This is a genomic window from Pseudomonas sp. FYR_5 (assembly GCF_043106315.1).
Lineage (GTDB): Bacteria > Pseudomonadota > Gammaproteobacteria > Pseudomonadales > Pseudomonadaceae > Aquipseudomonas > Aquipseudomonas putida_Y.
The window spans coordinates 187,672-199,485 of the sequence record NZ_JBICMK010000088.1; the positions used below are offsets into that span (position 1 = coordinate 187,672).

Here is an 11,814-nt window from a genome sequence, read left to right on the forward strand (position 1 = left end):
CTAGCCGGAGCGGCGCCCCGGCACAGGCAGTCAATCAAGGCGCGCTAGCGACCTTGGCCGGGGGTGTCCAGATCACGTCCTTGATGCTCAGCGGCTTGGGAATAAGCTTCAGCGTCTGGAACGTGTCGGCGATCTTCTGCTGCGCGGCCACCACGTCCGGGGTCAGCGGCGCAGCGCCGTAGCCTTGGCGCTTGACCGAGGTGAGGGTGACGTCGGCAGGCAGGCCGAGCAGCGGGGCGACTTGGTCGGTCACTTCCTGCGGGTTGGCCTGGGACCATTCACCCACGGCGCGCACTTCCTCGATCACGGTGTTGATCACCGCAGGGTGCTGTGTCGCATAGTTGCGGGTGGCGAGGTAGAACTGGTGGTTGTCGACCAGGCCCTTGCCGTCACGCAGGGTGCGCGCTTGCAGCTGCTGCTCGGCGGCGGCCTGGTACGGGTCCCAGATCACCCAGGCATCCACGCTGCCGCGCTCGAAGGCGGCGCGGGCGTCGGCCGGCGGCAGGTAGACAGGCTGGATGTCGCTGTACTTGAGGCCGGCGTCTTCCAGGGCGCGGACCAGCAGGTAGTGCACGTTGGAGCCTTTGTTGAGGACGACCTTTTTACCCTCGAGGTCCTTCACCGCCTGGATGGGCGAGCCCTTGGGCACCAGGATCGCTTCGCTGTGCGGCGCTGGCGGTTCGTAGGCGACATAGAGCAGGTCGGCGCCAGCGGCCTGAGCGAACACAGGCGGGGTCTCGCCGGTTACGCCGAAATCGATGGAGCCGACGTTCAGACCTTCAAGCAGCTGCGGGCCGCCGGGGAATTCGGTCCATTGCACCTGTACTCCCTGCTCGGCCAGGCGCTTCTCCAGCGTGCCCTTGGCCTTGAGCAGCACCAAGGTGCCGTATTTCTGGTAACCGATACGCAGGCTCTCGGCCTGGGCTTGGGTAATGGCGCCGAAGGACACAGCCGCCGCAAACAGGGCGACCAGACCACGACGCAAGAAGACTGTGCGCATGGCGCTCTCCTGTGCGAATGGGGTTCGGGTTGCACCTGCTTGCCTCGTTAACGGGCGAGTAAGGTGGTGAAGCGGGTAATGCCGGTCAGATGCTCCAGCGAGCGCTGATCAGACGTTCGTTCAGTACGCCGGGCGCCACGGGGTTCGGCCGACGGGCCAAGGCCGCGTGAAAGGTTTCCAGCGAGTCCTGCAGGCGCTCTTCCAGCGCCTGCCCCAACTGCGCGGGCTTTGTGCCTTCTGCGTGAGCCACCTGGCTGTCGTCAGCGAAGATCCCTTGCAGGGTCTCTTGTGCCTTGAGTGCCGACAGCACCGGCTTCAATGCGTAGTCCACCGCCAGCAGGTGGGCGATGCTGCCGCCAGTTGCGATCGGCAACACGACCTTGTGGGCCAGTGCGCGTTCGGGCAGCAGGTCGAGCAATGTCTTCAGCGCACCGGCAAACGATGCTTTGTAGACAGGGGTAGAAACGATCAGGCCATCCGCCTGGGCCACCAACTGCTGGAAGTGTTGCACTTGGGGGCTATCGAAACGGGCATGCAACAGGTCTTCGGCGGGGAAGTCACGCACCTGGAAGGTCACCACTTCGACGCCGCGCTCCTGCAGCCACTGGCGCGAACGCTCGAGCAGCACGCCGGAGCGTGAACGGAGACTTGGGCTACCACCGATTGAGACGACCAGCATTGCTGCGCTTCCTTGTGTTCTGTTGGAGGTAACATTAACAGCCGCCTCATATATCTAGAAATCATATTTATTCATTTGTTTATTCCATTATTGTCTTTATCCACGAGGGCCTCTTCGCGGGCGCGCCCGCTCCCACAGGTTTTTTACAGGCATAAAAAAGGGCCGTCGAAACGGCCCGAAAATCCCTGCTTGGCTAAGAGCAATGCAACGAGGATTCCATTAACGATTGGGCTGAGGGGTCAGGCGAAGATAGGGTTTGACCGCCCGGTAACCTTTGGGGAAGCGCTGCTTGATCTCCTCTTCATCCTTAAGCGAAGGCACGATCACCACCTCGTCGCCGTCCTGCCAGTTACCTGGCGTGGCGACCTTGTGGTTGTCGGTCAGCTGCAGCGAGTCGATCACCCGTAAAATTTCATTGAAGTTGCGCCCGGTACTGGCCGGATAGGTGATGGTCAGGCGCACCTTCTTGTTCGGGTCGATGATGAACAGCGAGCGCACGGTCAGGGTGTCGCTGGCGTTCGGGTGGATCAGGTCGTACAGGTCGGACACTTTGCGGTCGGCGTCGGCGATGATCGGGAAGTTGACCACGGTATTCTGTGTTTCGTTGATGTCATCGATCCACTTGTGATGCGAGTCGACCGGGTCCACCGACAGGGCGATGGCCTTGACCCCGCGCTTGGCAAATTCGTCCTTGAGCTTGGCGGTCAGGCCCAACTCGGTGGTGCACACCGGGGTGAAGTCTGCCGGGTGGGAGAACAGCACCCCCCAACTGTTGCCCAGCCACTCGTGGAAGCGGATCTTGCCTTCGCTGGAGTCCTGTTCGAAATCGGGGGCGATATCGCCGAGTTTGAGGCTCATGGGCTGCGGCTCCTTGGCTGGGTTCTGTACCGTAGGGGTTCAATGTGCCTGCAATCGATAAAGAATAAAAGGAATAAATAACAATTTATTTATAACCAAAATACATAATGATCTGCAGGCATAAAAAAGCCTCGCATCAGGCGAGGCTTCTTGTTCAGCTACGGCTTACAGGAAGTTGTAAGTGTAGTTGAAGATCAGGCGGGTCTGGTCCTGGTCAGCCAGCGAGCTGCTGCCGGTGCCACGGTAGACGCCGTGACGCAGGCTGGCGCCCAGGCCCTTGAAGGTGCCGTCCTGGATAACGTAGTCGACCCGGGCGTCACGCTCCCACTCGCTGAAGTGGCCGCCGCCAACGGCGTTTTTGCCATCTTCACCTTTCAGGTAGGAAACCGACGCTTTCAGGCCTGGCACGCCCAGGCGAGAGAAGTCGTAGGCGTACTGACCGAAGGTGGTGTTTTCACCGGCCTTGGCGAACTGGTTGATCATGCTGTCGGTGAACAGGTAGAAGCTGGAGCCGCCGGCCCCTTCCGGACGGTTGTTGCCATCGCGGACCGAGCCCTGGTTCAGCCAGACAAAGCCACCGTCGTCACTGACTTGTTGATGGCCCAACATCAGCGAATGACCACCCAAGGTGTACGTGAACATTGCGGACCAGGTCTTGTTATCGACCTTGCCGTCATTTTTCTCGTAACCGCCATTGTTATTGAAGTTATACGCTCCTGGTCCGCCGTTCTTGCCATCGCTGCTGCTATCGAAGTAGCGCAGGTCGGTTTTGAAGGACTGATCATCAGCAATCTTGAAAACGTGGGTCGCACCCAGGAAGTGCTGTTTGTAGAAGTCCTTCAGGTTCGAGTAGTAGTACTGCAGCGTCAAGTCAGGGGTGAGCTTGTAGTCCAGACCGCCGTAGATGAACTTGTTGCTATCGGCAGTGGCGCCGTTGACCGAAAGGCCGGTACGGTTGCTCGAAGCACGGCCCATGGCGTGAGTCAGCTGGCCAGCATTGATGGTCAGGTTGTCGATTTCCTTCGACTGGATGGTGCCACCCTCGAAGGTTTGAGGCAGCACACGACCGTCGTTGGCGACCAGGATCGGCAGGTTAGGCGCCAGCGCACTACCGTAGTGCACTTCGGTTTTGGAGAAGCGCGCTTTTGCGTTAGCGCCGAAACGAGCCCACTGGTTTACAGAAGAGCCATTGCTGTCGTCTGGCATGAAGCCGCTTTTGTGGTAGCCACGGCCACCATCCAGGTGGATACCCCACAGCGCTTGGGCATCAACACCAAAGCCTACGGTGCCTTGGGTAAAGCCCGAGATGTAGTCGAGCTTGAAGCCCTGGCCCGACTCACGTTGGTCCGGGCGCTCCGCATCAGGTTTTGCGTGATCTTCACGGTTGTTGTTGTCGTAGTACATGGTGCGCGAGCTGAGCGACAGTTTGCTGTCTTCAACGAAACCGGCAGCGCCTGCTTGCTGGGCGAGAACCCCCAGTGCCACGGCCACAGCCAGGCTGGACTTGTACATGTTTTGCTCCTCTACGTTCTAATTTTTGTGTATCTCTGGCGGAGGGGTCTGATGCCCCGCTCACCGGGATGGGCGATTTAGTCCCAAAGCGTGACCATCTAGTCAATCGTTTCTAAACGTTTCGCGACTTTGGTCTAAGACGCCACCTGCACTACAGGATAATGACAATCCTATAAAACCAAAATGACCGTTTTATGAATTTGTAAGATTTTTAAGGAATATGTTAGAAATTTTTACTACCGATCACTATAGAATCGCAACGAATAATAGCCTTTAGCTATAAGCAAACGTTTGCTTATAGCCTGCTGAGTTTCGTTCTTGATTAGCGCGGGAGTGGCTGACCTACGGAGGCGATCCCCTGTAGGCCAGCGGCATTGCGATGTGAAATGCGGGATGGGATGACCGCGACGCACGGCAGTCCTGCAGCATTAACCTGCATGTGCAGCCTTGTGCTGTGAATGGGCCGCAGAGCGGCCCCGTCGGTCTAGCGGACCAAATGCAGGTACTGCATGTGCCGCTCGTACTGGTCGAGGATGTCGTTGATGATCTGCTCTTTGCTGTAGCCCACCAGGTCATAGTTCTGGCTGCCTTCGCTCAGGTGCACCTCCGCCCGGTAATAGCGGCGGTTCTTCAACTCCTGCGTACCCAGCCCCCCCAAGGCGAACGATGGTGTGAAATAGCCACGCATCTGCACCTGGTAAATGAACGGCTGCTCCTCGCCATGGCCAATCTTCAGGCTGACGTTGTCATGGCTAGGGTCGTCCTGGGTAATCAGTGCCAGGCCCTTCTGCTCGAACACTTCACGCACATCGGCAATCGCCGGGCGCACCACATCATCCATGAAGCGGTACACCTCATCACGCGACGGGAAGTGCACCGCCTGGCTCAGGCGATGGCGCCAGCCGCCACGGCCGCGGCGTGACTGGGCAAACGGGGCCAGCGAGTGCATCTGCGCGATCTGCCGTTGCGACTCCAGGTAGAACGCCTTGTGCAGCCCCCACATCATGCACAGCAGAATCAGCGAGAACGGCAGCGAAGTCAGTACCACTGCCGACTTCAGCGAATCGATGCTGCCAGCGAACAACAGCGCACTGGTGATCAGCGCAGTCATCGCCCCCCAGAAGATACGCAGCCAGTTCGGCCCATCCTCATCAGCTCCCCCACCCTTGGCCGACAAGGTCGACAGCACCACGGTACCCGAGTCGGCCGAGGTGACGAAGAACACGAAGCTGATGAACACCGTGGTGGCGATTACCGCCTTGCTCCAGGGGTAAGTTTCCAGCAGCAGGTACAGGCTCATCGACGGGTTATCCAGCGCCGATTGGCCCAGCGCGGTCATGCCGTGGTTGATCACCTGGTCCAGGGCGCTGTTGCCGAAGATAGACATCCACGCCAGGGTAAAGCCCAGCGGGATCAGCAACACGCCAAAGACGAACTCGCGAATGGTGCGGCCCCGGGAAATGCGGGCGATGAACAGGCCCACGAACGGCGCCCAGGCAATCCACCAGGCCCAATAGAACACGGTCCAGCCGCCCAGCCAGCCACGGTTTTCACCATAGGCATACACGTCGAAGCTCTTGCGCGGCAATGCACCCAGGTAGTCGCCCAGGTTCTGGATCAGCGTGTTGAACAGGTGCTGGGTAGGCCCGGCAAACAGCACGAACAGCAGCAGCGCACAGGCCAGGAACAGGTTGATATCGCTCATCACCCGCACGCCCTTCTCCACCCCGGCCACGGCGACGGCCACAGCCGCGCCCATCATCAGGGTGATGAGGATCACCTGCACCCACTGGCTGTGGCTGATGCCGAACAGGTAGTCCAGGCCCGCGTTCAGATGCAGCACCCCAAAGCCCATGTCGGCACCCAGGCCGAACACCGTGGCGATGATGCCGAAGCCGTCCACCGCATAGCCGATCGGGCCGTTGATGCGCTTGCCAATCAACGGGTACAGCGCCGAACGCAAAGCCAGTGGCAGGTTGTGCCGGTAGGCGAAATAGGCCAATGCCATGCCGACGAAGGCAAACACCCCCCAGCCATGCAGGCCCCAGTGCAGGAACAGGATCTGCATCGCCTGGCGCCCGGCCTCGACCGTGCCTGCTTCGCCTTGGGGCGGTTGCAGCATGTGGGTGAGCGGTTCGGAGACACAGAAGAAGAACAGCGTGATGCTGATGCCGGCGGCGAACAGCATGCCGGCCCACGACAGGTAGCTGAACTCGGGTTCGTCGTGGTCGGCACCGAGTTTGATCTTGCCGTAGCCAGACAAGGCGGTGACCACCACGAAGACCAGATACAGCGTCATCGCCAGCATGTAGTACCAGCCGACCGTGTTGGCCGCCCAGTTCTGCGCCGCCAGCAACCAGTCACCTGCGGCTTGCGGGTTGGAGATGACTACCAGGCCAAAGATAAGGATGAAACTCGCCGCAAAGTAGAACACCGGGGGGTTCATGCGGATCTTGCCATTGGCAAGGGAAGGGTTCGGTGCACTCATCGGGCGTGCACCTCGTCGAATGACGTGAGGTTCGGAATGAACGGGTTCAGCAAAGGAATCCTCCTGTTGAACACCGGCAGCGGACCAGCGTTTTTTCATTGAACAAGCGTTCAAGTTAAACATGGATCGGATTTCAATGCGAATTGGGGCGCTGATTGGTGTCGTCCTGCTCCGGCCTTTTCGCGGGTTAGCCCTCCCCTACATTGGTATGTTCTTTGTAGGAGCGGTTTGCCCGCGAAGAGGCCAGCACAGGCAATTGCAATGCGGGATCAGTTCTTGTCCTGGCAATCCAGCTGCAGGTTGGCCTGAGTAATGTTGCTTTCTGCCGGCACACTGCGGGTCAGCCACACATTACCGCCAATGGTCGAACCCTTGCCGATGGTGATGCGCCCCAGCACCGTGGCCCCGGCATAGATCACCACATCATCCTCGACGATCGGGTGCCGTGGCAGGCCTTTGTGCAGAGTCCCCGACTCATCGCTGGGGAAACGCTTGGCGCCCAGGGTCACCGCCTGGTAGATGCGCACGCGCTCGCCGATGATCGCGGTTTCACCAATGACCACACCGGTGCCGTGGTCAATGAAGAAGCTCGGGCCGATCTGCGCGCCCGGGTGAATGTCGATGCCGGTGGCCGAATGCGCCAGCTCAGAGCTGATCCGCGCCAGCAGCGGCAGGCCAGCCTGGTACAGGTGGTGCGCCAGCCGGTGGTGGATGATCGCCAGGATGCCCGGGTAGCACAGCAGCACTTCATCGACGCTGCGCGCCGCCGGGTCACCGTGGTAGGCGGCCAGCACATCGGTGTCGAGCAGTACACGCAGTTCCGGTAGCGCAGCGGCAAAGCCCTGGATCAGGCCCAGCGCACGGGCGTCGACCCCAGCCAGCTCAGCCTTGCTCTGTCGTGCCGCATAGCGAAGTTCAAGACGAGCCTGGGCCAGCAGGGCGGTCAGCGCGGCATCCAGGGTATGACCGACGTAGAAGTCTTCACTTTCTTCGCGCAGGTCGACTGGCCCCAGGCGCATGGGGAACAGCGCGCCGCACAGTTGCTCCAGAATTTGCCGCATCGCTTCGCGCGACGGCAGTTCGCGCCCGCCCTGCTCGCCAATGCTGCGGCCATTGCGGGTGCGCCATTGCTCACGGGCCCCGCGCAGGCCAGTGACAATGCTCTGCAACTGCCAATGCGCGGATGAAGGTTGTTCGCTCACGGTTTTCTCCTGCCGTATAGGCCATCTGATTTTGTCGCCAGGCCCGCGAAAGGACCGAACCTGCCTACATGCAGTCCACTTTACGGCAAATCCAAGGCTTGGAAAAAACAACGCTTTATTCCATCCTGCGCTAAGTCAGGCATAAGCCGCGATGACGGGGTGGGGATCGTCACCTACCCTCAAAGCAGCCAATCCTATAGTCGCCACCTCACTACCTAGACAACACGCGCGGGGCTCTGAAATGTCGAAATTCGCCAAACCGCTACTCAACGCCAGCCTGGCCCTCCTGCTGGGTGCCGGCCTGCTCAGCCAGGCGTTCGCCGGCGAGCAATTGAAGACCATCCAGGAAAAAGGCGTCATCAACGTCGGCCTAGAGGGCACCTACCCGCCATTCAGCTTCCAGGACGAAAACGGCAAACTGACCGGCTTCGAAGTGGAGCTGTCCGAGCTGCTGGCCAAGGAGCTGGGGGTCAAGGCCAAGATCCAGCCGACCAAGTGGGACGGCATCCTTGCCGCGCTGGAATCCAAGCGCCTGGATGTGGTGGTCAATCAGGTGACCATTTCCGAAGAGCGCAAGAAAAAGTACGACTTCTCCGAGCCCTACACTATCTCCGGCATCCAGGCGCTGATCCTGAAGAAGAAAGCCGAGCAGCTGAACATCAAGGGCGCGCAGGACCTGGCCGGCAAAAAGGTCGGCGTAGGCCTTGGCACCAACTACGAGCAGTGGGTGAAAAAGGACGTACCGCAAGCCGATGTGCGCACCTATGAAGACGACCCAAGCAAGTTCGCTGACCTGCGCAACGGCCGTATCGACGCCATTCTGATCGACCGCCTGGCCGCGCTGGAATACGCGCAAAAAGCCAAGGACACCGAACTTGCCGGCGATGCCTTCTCGCGCCTGGAAAGCGGCGTGGCCATGCGCAAGGGTGAGCCGGAACTGTTGGCAGCCATCAACAAGGCCATCGACAAGCTCAAAGCTGATGGCACGCTGGCCAAGCTGTCCGAGAAGTACTTCGGTGCCGATGTCACCAAATGATTGCTGAAAGCCTGCAACTCGTTATCGACTCCGCACCCTTCCTGCTGAAGGGCGCGGGTTATACAGTGCTGCTCAGTGTCGGCGGCATGTTCTTCGGCCTGGTGCTGGGCTTTGCCCTGGCACTGATGCGGCTGTCGAAGATTCTGCCGCTGAACTGGCTGGCGCGGGTCTACGTGTCGTTCTTCCGCGGCACGCCGCTGCTGGTGCAGCTGTTCGTGATCTATTTCGGCATGCCGCAAATCGGCATCGAGCTGGACCCGATCCCCGCTTCACTGATCGGCCTGTCGCTGAACATGGCGGCCTACATCTGCGAGATCCTGCGCGCAGCGATTTCCTCGATCGACCGCGGCCAGTGGGAAGCAGCCGCCAGCATCGGCATGACTCGCGTGCAAGCCATGCGCCGGGCGATCCTGCCACAGGCCCTGCGCACCGCGTTGCCACCGCTGGGCAACAGCTTCATCTCGCTGGTAAAGGACACCGCCCTGGCGGCAACCATCCAGGTGCCCGAGCTGTTCCGCCAAGCCCAGCTGATTACCGCGCGCACGTTCGAAGTGTTCACCATGTACGTGGCGGTCGCGGTCATCTATTGGGTGCTGTGCAGCATCCTTGCGCACTTCCAGAACCGCATGGAAGCGCGGGTCAACCAGCATGACCAGGAGCATTGAGCATGATTGAAGTGAAAGGCCTGACCAAGCGGTTCAAGGGCCAGACCGTGCTCAACGGTATCGACCTGACCGTGCGGCCCGGTGAAGTGGTGGCCATCATCGGCCCCAGTGGCTCGGGTAAAACCACCTTCCTGCGCTGCCTGAACCTGCTGGAAACTCCCGATGCCGGGCAGATCCAGATCGGCGCCATCAGCATCGATGCCAACCGCCCTTTGGGCGGGCAGCAGAGTGCGATTCGCCGTTTGCGCCAGCAGGCCGGGTTCGTGTTCCAGAACTTCAACCTGTTCCCCCACCGCACCGCCCTGGAGAACGTGATCGAGGGACCGGTGATCGTCAAGAAGACGCCTCGCGAGCAGGCCATCGAGCTTGGCCGGCGCCTGCTGGCCAAAGTCGGCCTGGCGGGCAAGGAAGACGCCTACCCACGGCGCCTGTCCGGCGGCCAGCAGCAACGGGTGGCCATCGCCCGTGCCCTGGCCATGGAACCGGAGGTAATCCTGTTCGACGAGCCGACCTCGGCGCTGGACCCGGAGCTGGTCGGTGAAGTATTGGCGACCATCCGCGGCCTGGCCGAGGAAAAGCGCACCATGATCATCGTCACACACGAGATGAGCTTTGCCCGGGATGTGGCGAACCGGGTGATCTTCTTCGACAAGGGCGTGATCGTGGAGCAGGGCGAGGCCAAGGCCCTGTTTGCGGCGCCAAAGGAAGAGCGTACGCGGCAGTTCCTGCGCAAGTTCCTCGGGACTGCTGCCTCCGAGTAGACCTGTCCCGGCCCTTTCGCGGGTAAACCCGCTCCTACAGTGAATGCACAGATCCTGAGGCATCTGTAGGAGCGGGTTTACCCGCGAAGAGGCCGGCACGCCCGTAACAAATCCCTCCTTCTATAAATATTCCAAAAAGTTAGTTCATAAAATTTTTATAAATCATTAGGGTATATAAACCGGACCACCGGACCAGCACACATCTGTCGCAATCAACTGCAGCGACATCATTATTTTTGTGAGGTCAGGAATGGTCAGGATCACGATCACCCCAGTGCGTAGCGCCAGGGCATTGAGTGCAGCCAAGGAGCGGTACTGATGCCCAGCCAAGCCAACACCCAATTCCATAGCGATCTCGACAGCTCGCCCCCGCTGCTGCCGGCCAAGGTACTGCGCAACGACGCCGAAGCCCTGCAAGCCGCCCGCGAACTGGCCAAGGTCGCCCGCGAACACGCTGCCCGCCGCGACCAGCAACGCAAACTGCCCTGGGCCGAAATCGAACTGTTTACCCGCAGCGGTCTGGGCAGCATCAGCGTACCCAAGGCCTACGGTGGCGCCGACGTGTCGTTCGAAACCGTCGCCGAAGTGTTCCGCCTGATCAGCGCCGCCGACCCCGCCCTGGGGCAGATCCCGCAGAACCAGTTCGGCATGCTGCAGCTGCTGCGCCTGACGGCCAGCGAGGCGCAGCAAGCGCTGATCTTCCGCAGCGTGCTCGACGGCTGGCGCATCGGCAATGCCGGGCCTGAGCGTGACACCAAGGACACCCTCACCCTCAAGGCCCGAATCACGCGCGCCGGAAACAGCTACCGCATAAGTGGCGAGAAGTTCTACTCCACCGGTGCCTTGTTCGCCCATTGGGTGACGGTAAAAGCCCTCGACGACGAAGGCCGCCAGCGCCTGGCATTCGTGCGCCGGGGGAGCCCGGGGTTGCGCATTGTCGATGACTGGTCCGGGTTCGGCCAGCGCACCACCGCCAGCGGTACCGTGCTGCTGGACCAGGTGCCGGTAGACGCGGAACTGGTGATCGACAACTGGCGCCAGCGCGATATCCCCAACACTCAGGGCGCCGCTTCGCAGCTGATCCAGGCGGCGATCGACGCCGGCATCGCCGAAGCAGCTATCGATGATGCGATCACGTTCGTGCGCGAAAAGTCCCGGCCGTGGATTGACGCCAACGTCGACCGTGCCAGTGACGACCCTTATGTAATTGCCGACATCGGCCGCCTGAAACTCGAGCAGCACGCCGCCGAAGCGCTGCTGCGCAAAGCTGCTCGGGTACTCGACGAGGTCAATGCTGCGCCTATCGACGCAGCCAGCGCGGCACGTGCCTCGATTGCGGTGGCGGAAGCCAAGGTGCTGACCACCGAGATTGCCCTGCAGGCCAGCGAAAAGCTGTTCGAGCTGGCCGGCAGCCGCGCCACCCTTGCCGAGTTCAACCTCGACCGCCACTGGCGCAATGCCCGGGTGCACACCCTGCACGACCCGGTGCGCTGGAAGTACCACGCGGTGGGCGCTTACCACCTTAACGGCACCCTGCCTGCACGGCATTCCTGGATCTGATTTGCTGCCTTTGGGGTTGCTGCGCAGCCCTTCGCGGGCTTGCCCGCTGCCAC

At 60.7% G+C, this 11,814-nt stretch carries 10 protein-coding genes; 4 read left to right on the top strand and 6 right to left on the bottom strand.

Annotation, left to right across the window (positions count from 1 at the left end; all coding sequences use genetic code 11):
- Positions 1 to 34: 34 nt before the first annotated feature.
- The 6 genes from ACF8RA_RS16590 to epsC all read right to left on the bottom strand — a co-directional run bounded on the left by ACF8RA_RS16590 (position 35) and on the right by epsC (position 7,739).
- Positions 35 to 1,000, bottom strand: coding sequence for a sulfonate ABC transporter substrate-binding protein (locus tag ACF8RA_RS16590; RefSeq protein WP_392519365.1), 966 nt, complete (start codon positions 998 to 1,000; stop codon positions 35 to 37).
- An 85-nt stretch (positions 1,001 to 1,085) separates the two neighbouring features.
- The gene (gene ssuE / locus ACF8RA_RS16595) at positions 1,086 to 1,679 is read right to left on the bottom strand and encodes an NADPH-dependent FMN reductase (protein WP_392519366.1); all 594 of its coding nucleotides are present in this window, start codon (positions 1,677 to 1,679) and stop codon (positions 1,086 to 1,088) included.
- Between the two features lie 219 nt (positions 1,680 to 1,898).
- On the bottom strand, positions 1,899 to 2,537 hold the full coding sequence (locus ACF8RA_RS16600) for a peroxiredoxin (protein ID WP_003255836.1): 639 nt from the start codon (positions 2,535 to 2,537) through the stop codon (positions 1,899 to 1,901).
- A gap of 165 nt (positions 2,538 to 2,702) precedes the next feature.
- Positions 2,703 to 4,049 carry an OprD family porin gene (locus ACF8RA_RS16605; protein WP_392519367.1) on the bottom strand — a complete coding sequence of 449 codons (1,347 nt, stop codon included), beginning with the start codon at positions 4,047 to 4,049 and terminating at the stop codon, positions 2,703 to 2,705.
- A gap of 484 nt (positions 4,050 to 4,533) precedes the next feature.
- Complete coding sequence (betT, locus tag ACF8RA_RS16610) at positions 4,534 to 6,495, bottom strand: choline transporter BetT (RefSeq protein ID WP_176685299.1); 1,962 nt, start codon at positions 6,493 to 6,495, stop codon at positions 4,534 to 4,536.
- A 311-nt stretch (positions 6,496 to 6,806) separates the two neighbouring features.
- A complete protein-coding gene (gene epsC / locus ACF8RA_RS16615) occupies positions 6,807 to 7,739 on the bottom strand; it encodes a serine O-acetyltransferase EpsC (protein WP_176685262.1) in 933 nt (310 codons plus the stop codon).
- 241 nt (positions 7,740 to 7,980) lie between these two features.
- On the opposite strand from epsC, the gene tcyJ reads away from it, so the two are divergent.
- The 4 genes from tcyJ (at position 7,981) to ACF8RA_RS16635 (ending at position 11,761) form a co-directional block, all read left to right on the top strand.
- The gene (gene tcyJ, locus ACF8RA_RS16620; RefSeq protein WP_176685263.1) at positions 7,981 to 8,775 is read left to right on the top strand and encodes a cystine ABC transporter substrate-binding protein; all 795 of its coding nucleotides are present in this window, start codon (positions 7,981 to 7,983) and stop codon (positions 8,773 to 8,775) included.
- A complete protein-coding gene (gene tcyL, locus ACF8RA_RS16625) occupies positions 8,772 to 9,440 on the top strand; it encodes a cystine ABC transporter permease (protein ID WP_176685264.1) in 669 nt (222 codons plus the stop codon). The genes tcyJ and tcyL overlap by 4 nt, the downstream gene beginning before the upstream one ends.
- A 2-nt stretch (positions 9,441 to 9,442) precedes the next feature.
- Positions 9,443 to 10,201, top strand: coding sequence for an L-cystine ABC transporter ATP-binding protein TcyN (gene tcyN, locus ACF8RA_RS16630; protein ID WP_172287944.1), 759 nt, complete (start codon positions 9,443 to 9,445; stop codon positions 10,199 to 10,201).
- Positions 10,202 to 10,519: 318 nt separating this feature from the next.
- Positions 10,520 to 11,761 (top strand): SfnB family sulfur acquisition oxidoreductase, encoded by a 1,242-nt coding sequence (locus tag ACF8RA_RS16635; protein WP_176685265.1) that lies wholly within the window; start codon positions 10,520 to 10,522, stop codon positions 11,759 to 11,761.
- The last annotated feature ends 53 nt before the right edge of the window (positions 11,762 to 11,814 follow it).